The organism is Streptomyces africanus (genome assembly GCF_002150735.1).
GTDB classification, from domain to species: domain Bacteria; phylum Actinomycetota; class Actinomycetes; order Streptomycetales; family Streptomycetaceae; genus Streptomyces; species Streptomyces africanus.
Genome location: NZ_MUKA01000232.1, coordinates 19,121 through 35,199, shown reverse-complemented (window position 1 = coordinate 35,199; position 16,079 = coordinate 19,121). Strand labels below are relative to the sequence as shown.

Here is a 16,079-nt window from a genome sequence, read left to right as displayed (position 1 = left end):
CCACGCCCCGAGCCCCCACATCCCCAGACCCGGAAGCACTTCAGCGCCCAAAACCCTCGCAGCAGCACCGACCCTCGCACGGAGGCACCAACCCATGAACGCCGGAAACCGAAGGTACCGTCACGCGGCCTGTACGGGCCTCGCCCTCGCCCTGCCTCTGGCGGCACTCGCCGCCTGCGGCGGAGGTGGCAGCGGCACCGACACCGCCGCCGAGGCGGGCAGCGGCACGGGCACCATCAGTGTCTGGGCCCATCAGGGTCAGCAGAGCGAGGACAGCGCGTTGCAGGCCGCGGTGAAGTCCTTCAACTCCTCTCAGAGCAAGGTCAAGGTTCAGCTGAAGCTGATCCCCGCCGACGACTACACCAAGACCATCACCGCCACGGACGCCACCAAGCTGCCGGACGTGATGGAATACGACGGCCCGACCATGGCCAACTTCGTCTACAACAAGAAGCTCGCGCCGATCGACGGCTATGTGTCCGCCAAGACACTGGACAATGCCACCGGCGCGATCAAGGCGCAGGGCGAAATAGGCGGCAAGCACTACGGCCTGGGCATGTACGACTCGGGCCTCGGAATCTACGGAAACAAGAAGCTGCTGGACGCGGCCGGAGTGAAGTACCCGAAAGGCCTGTCCGACGACTGGACGGCGGCGCAGTTCACCTCCGCACTCAAGGCGCTGAAGGCCAAGGACTCCGACGGCAAGACCCTCGACCTCCAGGAGGGCAGCGGCTTCGCGACCGAGTGGGGCACCTACGGCTTCGCTCCGATCGTCTGGTCCGCCGGAGGCTCCCTGCTCAAGGACGGCAAGGCGGAAGGCGCCCTCGACACCCCGGCCGTGGCCTCGGCCCTGAAGACCTTCCAGTCCTGGAAGCCCTACGTCGACCCCAACACCGACGGCAACGCCTTCGCCAAGGGCCGCGTCGCGCTCAGCTGGGTCGGCCACTGGATGTACCCCGCCTACAGCAAGGCCCTCGGAGACGACCTCGTCGTCCTTCCGCTGCCCGACTTCGGCAACGGCCCCAAGACCGGCCAGGGTTCCTGGGCGTGGGGCATCGGCGCCAACACCAAGAACGCCAAAGCCGCAGGCACGTTCCTGGACACCCTCCTGAACGACACCCACGTCACCGCCATGACGACCGCCAACGGGGCGGTGCCCGCCACCAAGACCGCGCTCGCCAAGAGCAGCCTCTACAAGCAGGGCGGCCCGCTCCAGCTCTTCGCCGACCAGCTCGCCAAGCCCTGCGGTGACAGCGACATCACCAAGTCCTGCGTCGCCGTCACCCGCCCGGTGACCGCCGGATACCCCACCGTCACCGCGAAGTTCAGCGAGGCCCTGAACTCCGTCTACGGCGGCGCCGACCCCAAGAGCGCCCTGGAGAAGGCCGCCCGCGCCATCGACCGGGACTTCTCCGACAACGCCGGCTACAAGATTCCGTAGGACCATCGGCCGGGGCGGGCCGCCCACCGCGCGCGCCCGCCCCGCCGGGAACAGGACCCTTCCGTGACATCCGTGGAACCCGCGCCCGCCGTGCCGCCGCCCGGCCCGGAGCAGGCCCCGTCCGTGACCTCCGTGAAGCCCGCGCGTTCGAAGCGATCGATGCGATCAACCCGTCCGGGCCCTAAGAATCGCGACTGGCTGCACGGCCTGCTCATGTCCGCCCCGGCCGTGGTCGGACTCATCGTCTTCGTCGGTGTGCCGTTCGGCTACGCCGTGGTGCTCTCCTTCTACAACGTCCGCCTCGGCTCCCCGCTGGAGCCCACCTTCTTCGGCCTGGAGCAGTACCGGCGGCTGTTCACCGACCCGGACCTGTCGGGCCCGTTCCTGCGGGCCCTGCTGAACAACCTGACCTTCGCCGTGGTCGTCGTACCGGTGCAGACGGCCCTGGCACTCGGGCTGGCCATCCTGCTCAACCGCAAGCTCAAGGCCATCGGCCTCTTCCGGTCCCTGTTCTTCATGCCGGTCGTCTTCCCCATGGCGCTGGTCGCCGTGATCTGGCGCCTCATCCTGGCCCGCAGCGACCAGGGCATGCTCAACTCCGCGCTGGACGCGGTGAGTTTCGGCAACTGGGGCGCCTTCGACTGGCTCGGCGACGGCGCCACGGCCATGGCCTCGCTCATCGTGCTGTCGATCTGGCAGGGCGTCGGCTTCCAGATGGTCATCCTCCTGGCCGGCCTCCAGCAGATCCCGGGGGAGCTCTACGAGGCCGCCGCACTCGACCGCGCCTCCCGCTGGCAGCAGTTCCGCCACGTCACCCTGCCCGGCATCCACGGCACCCTCGTCTTCGTCGCCATGCTCACCTCGGTGCTCTCCTTCCGGGTCTTCGACCAGGTGTACGTCCTCGTCCGCGGCGGCGGCATGGACGAGGACGCCACCCGCACCGTGATGTACCAGGCCGTCACCACCGCCTTCGACCAGAACAACATCGGCCAGGCGTCCGCGATCACCGTCGTCTTCTTCCTGATCGTCGTCGTCCTGACGCTCATCCAGCGCCGCGTCGTCCGGCCCGGAAACGAGGACTGACCCATGGGCACGACCCCTACGCCCCTGCGCCGCTTCATGGACTACGCCGTCCTGAGTGTCCTGGCCTTCGTCTTCGTGCTGCCCGTGATCTACCTGTTCCTGGGCAGTCTCAAGCCGTCCGACGAGGTCCTCGACGGCCTGTCCGGATTCCTGCCCACCCACCTGTCCTTCGACAACTACTCCGCCGTCCTCGACAGCCTCGACTCCGACAGCACCGGCTACTTCTGGGGCTTCATGGGAGTCTCACTGCTGCTGGCGTTCGTCGTTGTCACAGGCGGTCTGTTCGTCAACTCGATGGCCGCCTACGGGCTGTCCCGGCTGAAGTGGCGTGGCCGGAACGCCGTCTTCACGCTCATCCTGCTGCTGATGCTGGTCCCGTTCGAGTCGGTGGCGGTGCCGCTCTTCTACATGTTCAACGACCAGCGCAACACCCTCCCCATCCTGGCGCTCCCGTTCATCGCCAACGCCTTCTCGGTGTACCAGTTCCATACGTTCTTCCGCTCGATCCCGCCGAGCATCGAGGAAGCCGCCCGCATCGACGGCGCCGGCCCCTGGCGTACCTTCTTCGCGATCGTCGTCCCCATGTCGAAGCCGGCCTTCGCCTCCGTGGCGATCCTGACCTTCCTCATCCAGTGGGGCTCGTTCCTGTGGCCGGTGCTGATGGTCTCCGACCCGTCGGTGCGCCCGCTGCCGCTGGAGATAAGCGTCTTCCAGGGCCAGGAGCCCCCGGACTGGGGCCAGATCCTCGCCTTCGGCGTCCTCCTGGTCCTGCCGGTCCTGGTGGTTTTCGCCTTCTTCCAGCGGTGGTTCGTCCAGGGTGTCGCCAGCTCCGCCGTCAAGGGCTGAATGCGTGTCTTCGAACTTGCTCGGCGCCTGCTCGAAACCCGACTGGGCCTCCTCGGGCGCGGTGAGAGGCGGACCCAGTTGCCGACACCGAGGCCGGACATGAAGGCGGACGGGAATCGGTCGCCGCGCGCCGCGCCCGGCGGCACCGCCCTCTCGATCTCGGCGAGGTCGTCCGCGGTGAGGATCAGCTCCACCGCGGGCAGCGCCTCGGCCAGCCGCTCGCGGGTGCGAGCGCCGACCAGCGGGACGATGTCGTCCACCTCGCCCCGGGCGCAGCGGAACCTGTGCTTCGCCTGCGCCGGTTCCGGGCACGCCACTGCGAAGCCAAGCACGGCCTAGCCCACGTCCTGCCCACAGTGACCGGACTTGATAGCCGCCCTCATGGGCCTGGTACGCATGGCCGTGCACTCGCACGCCACGGCCGGAGCCACGCCCGACCAGGCCTCACCCGCACCGGCCGCGACCTCGCCGACCTCAACGCCAGCCGCTTCGTCTCGTGCCTCTACTCCCACCTCGACCTCGCCCACCGGCAGGTGACCCTCGCCGGCACCGGACATCCGCCCCGAGGTGCGGACAGGTGCCGTCGCGCTCGCTTTCGTGATGATCAGCCAGACGCGGGTCGGGATGCGTGGGCGCGTAGAACCCTGCCGCAGCATGGCCGCCCTTACCGCGTGGGCTAGACCCCGGGGCGCGGGACGGTGGTGGAGCGCACGATCAGCCGTGGAGCGAGTTGCGTGGGGCGGGCCGGGCGGCCGGTGTCCTCGATCCGGGCGGTCAGCAGGGTCACCGCGGTCGTTCCCATGTCGTGGCGGGGGGTGTCGATGGTGGTCAGGTCGATATAGCCGAACTGGGCGAGAACCGTGTTGTCGAAGCCGATCAGCGACAGGTCTTCCGGCGCACTCATCCCTCGATGTTTGAGGGCCGCGAGGACACCGAGGGCGGACAGGTCGTTGGCCGCGAAGACAGCCGTGGGAGGGTGGGAACTCGACAGCAGGATCTCCGCCGCTCGCCTGCCGCCCTGCTCGGTGTAGTCGCCGCGGACCATGCGGCTGTACGCGGACAGTCCATGCTCCTCCATGGTGTCGAGGTAGGCCCGGCGGTGACTCTCGGCCCCGGGGCCCTTGCCGCCGTCGATGTGGGCGATGTCCTCGTGGCCGAGTCCGACGAGATGTTCGACGGCGAGGCGGGTGCCGTGCCGGGTGTCGACCGCAACCGAGTCGACGCCCTGGACATGACGGCCCACGACGACCAGGGGCACGCGGTCGGCCAGCTCGCGCAGGTCCTTCGACGCCAGCCGGGGACCGACGAGGACGATGCCGTCCACCCGGTGCTCCAGCAAACCGTCGATGGCCCGTCGCTCGGTGTCCGCGGTCAGAAGTTCCCCGCCGGTGAGGAGCACTCCGTAACCGGCCTGCTCGGCCTGTTCCTGAACGCCGGTGAAGATCTCCGTGTAGACGGGATTGCGCAGCTCCACCAGGACGACCCCCACCGTCATGGTGCGCCGGCTGGCGAGCTGGGCGGCATGGGCGTTGGGGCGGTAGCCCAGCTCGGCCGCCGCCTTCAGCACCGCCTCCCGGCGCCGTGCGGAGACGCGGGGGTCGTTCCGCATCACCAGGCTGGCCAGGGACCGCGATACGCCGGCTCGGGCCGCGACATCCTCCAGCGTTACCGACACGCAACCTCCCGAACCTCTTGACGTACCTGTTGGAGCGCTCCAAAGTGTAGGCCATTGGAGCGCTCCAACGGAATGCCGTTGTCCGGCGCCGCGACGCCGCTCGGGCCGCCCGATCTCCAGACCTCGGGTTCTGGGCTCGTACGGCTTCTCCGCTTCCTCTCCTTGTCGCACAGTAAGGTCCAGGACAGATGCACCGCTCTTCTCATGCGCGCAGATGCGCCTCTCTCGTGGCCATGGCCACGGTCACCGCACTGACCCTCGCCGGCTGCACCAGCAGTTCGGGCGGGAAGAAGACCGAGGAAGGCGCCGACGGCGTGTCCGCAGGCAAGGCCACCACGCCCCGTCTGACCGTCGCGATGATCACCCACCAGGGGCCCGGCGACACCTTCTGGGACATCGTCCGCAAGGGCGCCGTGGCGGCCGCCGCGAAGGACAACATCAAGCTCGTCTACTCCAACGACCCGAACGCGGGCAACCAGGCCAACCTGGTCCAGAACGCCATCGATCAGAAGGTCGACGGCATCGCGGTCACCCTCGCCAAGCCGGAGGCCATGAAGGACGTCGTCCACAAGGCCACGGCGGCAGGGATCCCCGTCGTCGGCCTCAACTCCGGTGTGAGCGAGTGGAAGAACCTCGGCCTGATGGAGTTCTTCGGTCAGGACGAGACCGTGGCCGGCGAGGCGTTCGGCAAGAAGCTGAACGAGGTCGGCGCCAAGAAGGCCGTCTGCGTCATCACCGAGCAGGGCAACATCGGCCTCACCCAGCGCTGCGACGGCGTGAAGAAGACCTTCCACGGCAAGACGGAGAACCTCTACGTCAACGGCACCGACATGCCGGCCGTGAAGGCGACGATCACCGCCAAGCTGCAGCAGGACCGCTCCATCGACTACATCGTCAGCCTCGGCGCCTCGTACGCGCTGACCGCCGTGCAGTCCGTGTCCGAGGCGGGCAGCAAGGCCAAGATCGCCACCTTCGACCTGAACAAGGACCTCACCGGCGCCATCAGCAAGGGCACGATCCAGTTCGCGGTCGACCAGCAGCCCTACCTCCAGGGCTACCTGGCGATCGACTCGCTGTGGCTGTACAAGACCAACGGCAACTACATGGGCGGCGGTGAACAGGCGGTCCTGACCGGCCCGGCTTTCGTCGACAAGTCCAACGTCGACAAGATCGCCCAGTTCGCCGCGAGGGGCACCCGTTGATGAGCTGGGACCGGCGGTCGGCGCCGGCGGTGACCACACCGCCGGTCCCCGGCCCCACCGGTTCCGTCGCCGCGGACGACCCGGCCACCTCAGTCACCCGAGAGCCGGCGCACCAGCCGCACGGGAGAGCCACGGGCCGGACGGGAGCCGATACCGTGCGGGTGGAAGGCTGGGCCAGGGCCCCATTCGAAGCCCTCGCCGATGTGTTCGCGCGAGTCGCCGCCGAACAGGGAGGCGGTGCCGCCGGCCTGGCGGTCTACCTGGACGGGCGTCCTGTCGTAGATCTGTCGTACGGGGGTCCCGGCGGTGCCCGGTACCTGTTGTTCTCCGTCTCCAAAGGTGTCTCGGCGATCGCCGCCCAGCACGCGCACGCCGGCGGACAGCTCGACCTCGATGCCCCGATCTGCGATGTCTGGCCCGCCATGCGGCGGACAGCGACCCGCCGCATCACCACCCGCCACGTGCTCAGCCATCGGGCGGGGCTGCCCCTGGTCGACCAGGAGCTCAGCGTGGAGGACCACGTGGCCGGCAAGCTCGAAACCGCCCTGGAGCGACAGGAGCCCTACTGGGAACCGGGGACGAAGCACGGCTACCACGCCATCACCTACGGAGCCCTGCTCGACGGTGTCTTCCAGCGGGCCCTGGGCACCACTGTCGCCGACTACATCCACGCACACATCCGGCAACCACTCGGTCTCGACCTCGCTCTCGGCGTTCCGCCGTCGGACAACCACGACGTACTGCCGCTGCGGATACGCCCCCCGATGCGCACCCCGCTGCAGACGGCCCGCCCCGGGCCGCTCTTCGAAGCCGTCGGCCTCGGACTGCTCGAAGACCTCTCGGTCTTCCACCGGCCGGATGTTCTCGCAGCGCCCTGGCCTGCGACCAACCTGGTCGCCAGTGCCCGCGATCTGGCACGGCTGTATGCCGCGACCGTGGGACCGGTTGACGAGGTGCGCCTGCTGGACGCCGAGAGCAGTGCAGGCCTCGCCCGCACCCACTCGATCGGACCCGACGAGGTCCTCGGCGAGCCGTCCCACTTCGGTTCCGGAGTCCAAAGGCCCACGGCTCGTCTTCCCCTCATCGGACCGGCGTCGTACGGACATGACGGCCACGCCGGCTCGCTCGCGCTGGCCGATCCTCGGTTCTCCGTCGGCATGGCCTTCACCACCAACGTCAGCCCGCCCGTCGGCGGAGCGAGTGCCGCAGCCCTCACCCTCGTCGCGGCGGCGAGGCACTGTCTCAGCGCATCCGGCCGCGACACGACCGAATGATCGGCTCAGGTGCGGTTCTGCGGCCGAGTCCGTGCCCCCTCAAGGTGTCATCAGCCGCGCGGCCCTGCGCCGTGCAGGAGCGTGTCGATGACGAGTGTGGCCAACACGTCCGGGTCCTGTGCGGCTGGATCCTGATCCGCCCCCGGCCTGTTGAGGGCTTCACCCAGGAGCGCGTAGTACACCTGCCGCATCCAGTCCAGGTCCGCGTCGGCAGCGAGCAGACCCTCGCGCCGCGCCCGCGTGAGGAGATCGACGGTGTGGGCGTCGATCTCCGCCCAGAGCGCGGCGGCGGCCTCGGTGTGGGCCGTGGCATGGTTGAGGGTGAAGCGCCAAGTCTCCTTGACCCGAAGGACGTTCGCGGTCACCCGGTACAGCGCGACGAGCGCGGGAGCGGCATCCGGCCGCGCCTCCTCGATCGCGTCGACGAGCTGCTGCTTCGCCGACACGGCGAGCGCCTCCAGCAGCGCCTGCCGGTTGGCGAACCGCCGGTGCACCGTGATCCGGGTCAGGCCCGCCGCCTCGGCGATCTGTTCCATGGAGGCGCCGGCGTCCTGAGCGAGGACCCGCTCGGCCGCCTCCAGGATCGCGCGCACACTGCGCTCGGCATCTGCCCGCAGTGCTCGGCCCATGTCTGTCTCTCCTGCCTGGTTCGCCGACTGGTCCCTAGCAAGAGGATACGTGAACGCTACGGATGCTTTGTTAATTGGTTCTCTTCTGTTGCAGTTAACTCCAAACCTGATACGTTAGTGAAACAGGTTAGAGGTAGCGACCCCCACACCTCCGCAAGACGAAGCAGTCCATGAGTCAGGAGCCCACAATGGCGACAACACGTCCGGTAGCCCTCGTGACGGGCGCGTCCTCCGGCATCGGAAAGGCGGCCGCGCTCGCGCTGGCCGCGGCGGGCCACGAGGTGGTCGGCACCAGCCGCAACACCGCGCACGTCACCCCGTTGGAGGGTGTGACCTTCCTCGGCCTCGACGTGACCAGCGACGCGTCGGTGACAGCCGCGGTCGGAGAGGTGATCGACCGGTTCGGCCGGATCGACGTCCTCGTCAACAACGCCGGCATCGGCTCGGCGGGCGCCGCCGAGGAAAGTTCCGCCGCGCAGGCGCAAGGCCTGTTCGACATCAACGTCTTCGGCGTCATCCGCATGACGAACGCCGTCCTCCCGCACATGCGTGCCCAGCGCAGCGGACGGATCGTCAACATCTCGTCCATCGTCGGCTTCATGCCGCAGCCCTACATGGCGGTCTACGCGGCCTCCAAGCACGCCGTCGAGGGCTACTCGGAGTCCGTCGACCACGAGGTCCGCGAGTACGGCGTGCGGTCCCTGCTCGTCGAACCGGCCTGGACCAACACGGCGTTCGACGCGGCCAGCGTGCGGCCCGACCGGCCCCTGGACGTCTACGCCAAGCAGCGGCACGTCTTCGAGGAGTACATGGCCGGCGCGGTCAAGGACGGCGACGACCCCGCCGTCGTCGCCAAGGAGATCGTCGCCGCGGCGACCGACGCCAAGCCGAAGCTGCGCTACACCGCCGGCGCCATGACCGGACGCGTCCGCACCATGCGCCGCGTCGTGCCATCCCGCATGTTCGACCAGCAGCTGCGCAAGCTGAACCGCCTGCCCGCCTGACCACCCCCACCACCCCAGACAGCGACAGGAAAGCGAAGCCCGCCATGAGCACCTATCTGGCAGACGCGGCCGAGGACCTCACCGTGGAAGGCCCCTCCGCGACGTTCACCTACCGGCGCATCGGCCCGCGGGGCGGCATACCGCTGGTCCTGCTGAACCGGGTCCGGGGGACCCTCGACTGGTGGGACCCGGAGTTCCTGGACCACCTCGCCGCCGGCCACGACGTGATCGTGTTCGACAACGTCGGCACCGGCTACACCACCGGCACCCCGCCCGACTCCGTGGAGGGACTCGCCGCCGGCACCGTCGAGTTCATCGAGGCCCTCGGCCTCACGCGGGTGGACCTGCTGGGCTGGACCCTGGGGGGCACCGTCGCCCAGCACATCGCCCGCCGGCGGCCCGACCTGGTCCGCAAGCTGGTCGTGGCGGCCGCCAACCCGGGCGGCGCGGTGCCCGGCGCTCCCGAACCGGACCCCAAGGTGCGGGCCACCATGACCAAGCCCGAGGTCACCGGAGACGACCTGGTGTTCCTGTTCTTCCCCGAGACGGACACCGGCCGCGCCGCCGGATACTCACACCTCGCCAGGGTGGCCACCCGCCTGGCAACCGGACGACCCGACGTCTCCGAGGCGGCGGCCATGGGCCAGATCGCCGCGATCGGCAAGGACGCGCAGCTTCCCTTCGAGCAGGTGCGGGAGGACCTCGCGACCATAAAACAGCCCGTCCTGTACGCCACCGGCATGAAGGACGCGATGATCCCCGCCCTGGCCGCGTACACCGCCGTCCAGCACCTGACCGACGCCACCCTCGTCGTCTACGGCGACGCCGGGCACGCCTTCCTCTTCCAGCACGCCAAGGACTTCGCCGCCCAGGTGACGGCCTTCCTTGCCGACTGACCGCTCGCCCGCACGCCGGAATTACAGCGGTCCGAGGGCCCGCTCGGGCGAGGAGATACATCGTGCAGTCGACCAGTGGTCCGGCGCGCCGGGAGGTGACGCCGCTGGAATTGTTCTTCGACCTGGTCTACGTCTTCGCGATCGGCCAGCTGTCGCATCAGCTGCTGGCCCGTCCGACGTGGACGGGCGCGGCCCAGACGCTCGTGCTCTACCTCGCCGTCTACGCGGCCTGGGCGTACACCACCTGGGCGGTCACCCTCGTCCCGGCCGAGGACCGGCGGACGCGGCGGATGCTGCTGACGGTCATGCTCCTGGGGCTGTTCATGAACGCCGCGATCCCGCGCGCGTTCGGTGATGCCGGATGGGTCTTCGTCGCCACCTTCCTGCTGATTCACCTCGGCCGGACGGTGCGGCTGCTCAGGGTGGGCCTCGACCCGCGTGAACAGGAGCATTGGCGCCGCGTCCTGGTCTGGTTCAGCGCGGCCGCCCCCTTCTGGCTGATCGGCGCGGCGACCGACGGCGGCGCCCGGCTGGCCTGGTGGGCCGCGGCCACCCTGATCGAGTTGGCGGGCACCTGGACGGCGCATCCCCTGCCCGGCCGCAGACTGGACTCCCGACAGGTCACCTTCGCCGGCGCGCACCTGCCGGAGCGCGGCCGCCTGTTCATGATCATCGCGTTCGGTGAGGCCGTCATGACCACCGGCACCGCGCTCACCACAGCGCCGTACGAGCCCATGACCCTGCTGACCAGCAGCGTGGCTCTCGCAGGCACGGTCGCGTTGTTCTGGCTGTTCTTCAGCCGCTCCGAACACATCGTGCGCCACTACCAGCAGACCGAGGACCCCATTCGGGCCGGGCGCAGCGGCGTCTACAGCCTCATGGCCTCCGTCGCCGGAATGATCGCCGCCGCCGCGGGCGACGAACGCGTCATCGCACACCCGGCCCACCGCGCCGGCCTCACCACCATCCTGCTGCTGTTCGGCGGGCCGGCCCTCTACATCGGCGCGCAGACGTGGCACGGCAGGACCCTGTTCGACGACCTGCCCAAGGCGCGGCTGATCGCACTGTCCGCTCTGATCGTCGCCTGCGCGGTCACGCCGACGGCCCCGGCTTACCTGGCGGCGGTCGTCGCGGCCGCGATCGTCGTCACGCTGGCCGCATACGAAGATCGCCGACCCTCCGAAGATTTCTCCGAGCAGGGGAGCACAGCATGACCCAGCACAGCATGTTCACGATCGAGACCGTGGCACCGAAGATCCGCAAGGTCACCTTCTCGAATCCGCCGGTGAACGTCGTCGGCGCGGACACCGTCATCCAACTCCTCGACGTCGTCGACGAGTTGAGTCGGGACGAGGACGTGCAGGTCGTCGTCTTCGACAGCGGTACGCCGGGATACTTCTACAACCACGCCGACCTCGCCCAGGTGCCCGAACTCCTGGCGTTGAACGCCGCGGACGGGACTCCGACGTGGGTCGAACTCGTCACCCGCCTGACCAGTGCCCCGTTCATCAGCATCGCCTCCATCCGCGCACGTACGCGGGGCGGCGGGGACGAGATCACCCTGGCCTTCGACCTGCGCTACGCCAGCCGTGAGGAGGCGGTCTTCTGCCAGCCCGAGGTCGCGATCGGCATCGTCCCGGGCGGGGGCGGCAGCGACCGACTGGCCCGGCTCCTGGGACGAGACCGAGCACTCGAAGCGATCCTCACCAGCGAGGACTACGACGCCGAGCGCGCCGAGCAGTACGGATGGGTGACCCGGGCCGTCCCCGACGCCGAACTCGACGACCTCGTCAACGCCGTGGCAGCGCGCATCGCGTCCTTCGACAAGGCGTCCGTCCTCGGCGCCAAGGCGCAGATCAACCGGTCGACCCTGCCGCCGGTGGCCGACCTGCGCGCGTCCTGGGCGGAGTTCGCGGAGTCGGTCACCTGGCCGGGATTCCAGGCTCGCGTGCCGCAGCTCGGGCAGGCCATCGCCGAAATCGGTCTCGACGAGATCGAGCGGAACCTCGGTTACTACGCCGGCCTCATCAACCAGCAGGGATAAGCCGATGACCAGGGACCGTGCCCCCTCGGCCGGCGTCTCCGCGTCGGCAGCGGACCGACTGCCGGGGGACAGGGGCAGCCACCCCACGGGAAAAGGCAGACGAACTGCCGTACGGCGCAGGGAGCTTCTGACCCTGGTGGCGATGTGCCTGGGCGTCATGATGACGTTCCTGCTCGTCACCGGCACGATCTCGGCGCTGACGGCGATCCAGGACGATCTGCACGTCAGCCCGGGCGCACTGGTCTGGATTCCCAGCGCGTACACGCTGGTCGTGGCCGCTCTGGTGCTGCCGGCCGGCACGCTGGGCAACCTCCTCGGCCGCAAGCGGATGTTCTGCGTCGGCGTGGTGATCATGACCGCGGGAGGCGTCCTGGCCGCGACCGGCGACACCACCGTCACCGTGATCGCCGCACAGCTGGTCTCCGGTGTGGGCGGCGCGCTCGTCCTGCCCAACAGCCTGGCCGTGCTGGGCGCGGCCTTCACCGATCCGCAGCGGCGGACCGAGGTGATCACGGTGTGGGCGGCGTCGTCGGGCATCGGCCTGGCCGTCGGCCCCCTGCTCGCCGGCGTCCTGCTGAACCACTTCACCTGGCACGCGGTGTTCGTGTCGAACCCCGTCATCGGTGTGATCACACTGCTGGTCGCGGTCCCGTTCGCCGCGGAGTCCCGGGCCCCCGACGGCCGCCTCGACGTGGCCGGCGCACTGCTGGGCACCGTCACGATCGCCAGTCTCGTCTACGCCCTCATCCAGGGCGGCCAGGACGGGTACACCGCCCGCGCCGTCATCACCGCCTGGGTCGCGGCCGCGGTCGGCGCGGTGGTGTTCGTCGCCGTGGAGCTGCGGGTGGCGGCACCGATGCTCGACGTGCGGCTGTTCGCCTCGCGCTCGTTCAGCGCCGTGATGGCCGTCGCCGCGGTGTCGCTGTTCGGCTTCACCGGCGTGGCCGTCCTCGTGGTGATGTTCTACAACAACGTCCAGCACCTGAACGCCCTGGACACCAGCCGGCGCATGCTGCCCCTGTTCGGTGTCTACGTCGTCACGGCGTTCCTCACCGGCAGAATGATCCGCCGTACCGGCTTCAAGGCACCCCTGACGGCCGGTCTGCTGCTCGGAGCTCTCGCCGTCCTCGGCCTGACAACGGTAGGCGCGGACACCCCCTACCACCACGTCTGGCCGCTGTTCGCCCTGTTCGGCGCCTCATCCGGCCTGGTCATCGCGCCCAGCACGGCCGCCGCGCTGGTCAGCGTCGCCCCCGAACGCGCGGGTATGGCCTCCGGCGCCGTCAACACCGCCCGGCAGGTCGGCGCGGTGATGGGCACCGCGCTGCTCGGCTCACTGCTCGCGGGCCGCGTCACCGCGGACCTGCCCCGCCGGCTCGCCGCACACGGCATCCCCGCCCCCGCCCGAGCCCCTGTCGAACGGGCCGTCGCCTCCGGCACGACCAGCACCACTGCGCCGCCCGGCGCGGCGCGCGCGGCGATCGAGGACGCCTTCACCTCCGGCGTGCACACCGGCCTGGCCGTCACCGCGGCCGTCTTCCTAGCCGCCGCCGTGCTAGCCCTGACCGCCGTACATCCCCACTCCCACCACCACAGCCACCACCTCATGAAGGGACTCCTCATGGACCTCTCCACCAGCACCGTTCTCGTCACCGGAGCCAACCGCGGCCTCGGCCGCGCCCTCGCCGCAGAGCTGCTCAACCGCGGCGCCACCGTCTACGCCGGTGCCCGCAACCCCGACCAGGTGGACCTGCCCGGCGTCAGGCCCATCGCGCTCGACATCACGGACCCCGCCTCCGTGACGGCCGCCGCAAAGGCCACTGGTGACGTCACCGTCCTGATCAACAACGCCGGCATATCCACCGGCAGCGACCTGCTCACCGGCGACATGAACAACATCCGCCGGGACATGGACACCAACTTCTACGGCACCCTCTCGATGGCCAGGGCCTTCGCACCCCAGATCGCGGCGGGCGGCGGCGGTGCCATCCTGAACATCCTGTCCGCCCTGTCCTGGTTCAGCTTCCCGGAGGCCGGCGCCTACTGCGCCGCCAAGTCCGCGCAGTGGTCGCTCACCAACGCCCTGCGCCTCCAGCTCGCCGACCAGGGCATCCGGGTGGCCGGACTGCACGTCGCCTACATGGACACCGACATGACCAGCAAGGTCACCGCACCCAAAACGGCCCCCGCCGACGTGGCCCGCCTCGCCGCCGACGGCCTCGCAGAGGGCGCCTACGAGATCGTCGTGGACGACATCAGCCGCCAGGTGCAGGCCGGACTGGCGGCAGGCGTCACCGCCCTGTACCCGCAGTTGCCCTGAAGAGCGGCCGACCGGCACGCCTGCCCCTCGTGGCACCCCGACCGGCTGGCCGTTGGCGTCGGGAGGTGCGCCGACCAGGGCCACAAGGGGTAGGTGCCCACAACCCCGAGCGCTCCCACTCCAGCGACCGTGTGGCCCATACGATTGCCGACCACCTGGCACGCTGACACGATCGCGGGCGTGATCACTCCTGAGAAACCGGACTGCCTGATCGTGACAGGGATGCCGGGGGCCGGGAAGTCGACGGTGACCAGGCTCGTCGCTGAGCGCCTGCCACGCTCCGCCCGGCTCGACGGCGACTTCATCAGCAGGCTGATCGTCAGCGGTCGTGTCTGGGCCCTTGGCGAGCCTGCCGACGAGGCAGCACGGCAAGTGGAGCTGTGCAACCGCAATTTGTGCACGCTGGCGAACAACTTTTCCGACGCCGGCTTCAAACCCGTGATCGACTGGGTGATTCCCAGCCGCCAACAGCTGGACTTCTTCGTCTCTCTCCTCCCAGCCCGGCAGGTCTTGTTCGTCGTTCTCGCACCGGGCATCGAGGTCTGCCGGTACCGCAACACCCTCCGTGATCCACGGGAACGGTTCGACTTCGACGGCTATGAAGATCTCGACGCCGCGATGAAACGTGAGCTCGGAGATGTCGGCTGGTGGTTCGACACCGCCGCCCTCACTCCCGAGGAGACCGCCGACCGCATCATCCGGGAAGCTCGCCATCGCGCCCTGGTGAACTGACTGCAAGCCCCCTGTTCAGGTCGGGGTGGCCCTGTCCGGCTCGGCCCGGGACCGGGCGCAGCGGTAGGAGTCGGTGCCGGTTTTGATGCTCGCGCCGTTGAAGGTCTGCGGTAACTGCCGTAAGTGCCGGAACGGTAAAGGTCCTTGCACAGACGCAGCGGCATCATCGGGTGCGCGGCGTGGGCCTGGATGACCAGGCACATCGCAAGGAGGGCGGCGGCCGTGGCGAAGGAGGCCAGGGTGAAGGACACTCAGCGCCGGTCCAGGGCGCCTGGCGGAGTCGGTGCCCGTCAGCTTGGGGTGACGTCCTCGGATGCCGCCCGGGAGAGGGTGTCCGCCACCGTCGTGCAGGCGAGCCGGACCACGGAGCGCAGCTCGGCATCCGAGGCGCCGGCCCGGCTCAGTACGGCCAGCGACTGGTTGACAGCGACGACAAACGTCGCGAGCTCGTCGAGTGTTCGGCTGTCGGCCGAGGAGTCCGCCAGTGCCGCACGTATCCGTTGGCGCTGTGTGTCGAGCAGGCCACGCACCTGCGCGCTGTTCTCCTCCTTCAGCGTCACGGACTGCGCGGCGGACTGGGCGATGAGGCACCCCACGGGGACCGACGGGTCGGCGATACGGCCCAGGATGACCTCGAAGAACGCCTCGACCGCGCGCACCGGATCACCGGAATGCGCCGCGAGCGCCTGCTCGTACTGTGCGCCGTAGATCGACGAGTAGCGGTCGAGGCACTTGCCGAAGAGCGCGTCCTTGTTGCCGAAGGCGCCGTAGAGGGAGCCGCGGCCGAGGCCGGTGGCCGAACCGAGGGCATCGAGTGAGGCGTCCGCGTACCCGCGCTGCCAGAACACCAGCATGGCCTGGTCCAGCGCCGCATCGATATCGAACTGCTTTCGGCCGGACACGGCGTGCACCTCCTCCTTCACGTCCCTGAAA

14 protein-coding genes and 2 pseudogenes are annotated in these 16,079 nt (G+C 69.4%); 12 read left to right on the top strand and 4 right to left on the bottom strand.

From position 1 onward, the window contains the following. The first annotated feature begins 94 nt into the window (after nt 1-94). The 3 genes from CCL05_RS27405 to CCL05_RS27395 all read left to right on the top strand — a co-directional run bounded on the left by CCL05_RS27405 (nt 95) and on the right by CCL05_RS27395 (nt 3,370). The gene (locus CCL05_RS27405; RefSeq protein WP_086563164.1) at nt 95-1,441 is read left to right on the top strand and encodes an ABC transporter substrate-binding protein; all 1,347 of its coding nucleotides are present in this window, start codon (nt 95-97) and stop codon (nt 1,439-1,441) included. Nucleotides 1,442-1,504: 63 nt separating this feature from the next. Beyond that, nucleotides 1,505-2,524, top strand: a complete 1,020-nt coding sequence (locus CCL05_RS27400) for a carbohydrate ABC transporter permease (RefSeq protein ID WP_208641633.1) — start codon at nt 1,505-1,507, stop codon at nt 2,522-2,524. Nucleotides 2,525-2,527: 3 nt separating this feature from the next. Next, on the top strand, nt 2,528-3,370 hold the full coding sequence (locus CCL05_RS27395; protein WP_086563162.1) for a carbohydrate ABC transporter permease: 843 nt from the start codon (nt 2,528-2,530) through the stop codon (nt 3,368-3,370). A gap of 77 nt (nt 3,371-3,447) precedes the next feature. Here CCL05_RS27395 and CCL05_RS46430 read toward each other — a convergent pair. Beyond that, nucleotides 3,448-3,642: pseudogene (locus CCL05_RS46430) on the bottom strand (aldo/keto reductase); the annotation flags it as partial. 404 nt (nt 3,643-4,046) lie between these two features. Beyond that, nucleotides 4,047-5,045, bottom strand: coding sequence for a LacI family DNA-binding transcriptional regulator (locus tag CCL05_RS27380; protein ID WP_143589952.1), 999 nt, complete (start codon nt 5,043-5,045; stop codon nt 4,047-4,049). A gap of 188 nt (nt 5,046-5,233) precedes the next feature. Between CCL05_RS27380 and CCL05_RS27375 the strand changes: the two genes are divergently transcribed. Beyond that, a complete protein-coding gene (locus tag CCL05_RS27375) occupies nt 5,234-6,247 on the top strand; it encodes a sugar ABC transporter substrate-binding protein (RefSeq protein WP_086563159.1) in 1,014 nt (337 codons plus the stop codon). A 155-nt stretch (nt 6,248-6,402) separates the two neighbouring features. Next, nucleotides 6,403-7,521: a serine hydrolase domain-containing protein gene (locus tag CCL05_RS27370; RefSeq protein WP_158102499.1), complete on the top strand. Its 1,119-nt coding sequence runs from the start codon at nt 6,403-6,405 to the stop codon at nt 7,519-7,521. 50 nt (nt 7,522-7,571) lie between these two features. On the opposite strand, the gene CCL05_RS27365 is transcribed toward CCL05_RS27370, so the two are convergent. After that, nucleotides 7,572-8,150: a TetR/AcrR family transcriptional regulator gene (locus CCL05_RS27365; RefSeq protein ID WP_086563157.1), complete on the bottom strand. Its 579-nt coding sequence runs from the start codon at nt 8,148-8,150 to the stop codon at nt 7,572-7,574. A 188-nt stretch (nt 8,151-8,338) separates the two neighbouring features. On the opposite strand from CCL05_RS27365, the gene CCL05_RS27360 reads away from it, so the two are divergent. The 7 genes and pseudogenes from CCL05_RS27360 (at nt 8,339) to CCL05_RS27330 (ending at nt 15,146) form a co-directional block, all read left to right on the top strand. Continuing rightward, complete coding sequence (locus CCL05_RS27360) at nt 8,339-9,154, top strand: oxidoreductase (RefSeq protein ID WP_086563156.1); 816 nt, start codon at nt 8,339-8,341, stop codon at nt 9,152-9,154. 44 nt (nt 9,155-9,198) lie between these two features. After that, a complete protein-coding gene (locus tag CCL05_RS27355; protein ID WP_086563155.1) occupies nt 9,199-10,050 on the top strand; it encodes an alpha/beta fold hydrolase in 852 nt (283 codons plus the stop codon). A 62-nt stretch (nt 10,051-10,112) separates the two neighbouring features. Then, nucleotides 10,113-11,264, top strand: coding sequence for a low temperature requirement protein A (locus CCL05_RS27350; RefSeq protein WP_086563153.1), 1,152 nt, complete (start codon nt 10,113-10,115; stop codon nt 11,262-11,264). Further along, nucleotides 11,261-12,094, top strand: a complete 834-nt coding sequence (locus tag CCL05_RS27345; RefSeq protein ID WP_086563151.1) for an enoyl-CoA hydratase/isomerase family protein — start codon at nt 11,261-11,263, stop codon at nt 12,092-12,094. The genes CCL05_RS27350 and CCL05_RS27345 overlap by 4 nt, the downstream gene beginning before the upstream one ends. Before the next feature lie 4 nt (nt 12,095-12,098). Next, nucleotides 12,099-13,352: pseudogene (locus CCL05_RS27340) on the top strand (MFS transporter); the annotation flags it as partial. Between the two features lie 363 nt (nt 13,353-13,715). Beyond that, nucleotides 13,716-14,414: an SDR family oxidoreductase gene (locus CCL05_RS27335; protein ID WP_086563171.1), complete on the top strand. Its 699-nt coding sequence runs from the start codon at nt 13,716-13,718 to the stop codon at nt 14,412-14,414. 180 nt (nt 14,415-14,594) lie between these two features. Further along, entirely contained in the window at nt 14,595-15,146 is a 552-nt protein-coding gene (locus CCL05_RS27330; RefSeq protein ID WP_086563170.1) for an AAA family ATPase, read from the top strand. A gap of 290 nt (nt 15,147-15,436) precedes the next feature. Here the strand turns inward: CCL05_RS27330 and CCL05_RS27325 are convergent, their stop codons facing one another. Further along, on the bottom strand, nt 15,437-16,048 hold the full coding sequence (locus tag CCL05_RS27325; RefSeq protein ID WP_086563168.1) for a TetR/AcrR family transcriptional regulator: 612 nt from the start codon (nt 16,046-16,048) through the stop codon (nt 15,437-15,439). Nucleotides 16,049-16,079: the final 31 nt, after the last annotated feature.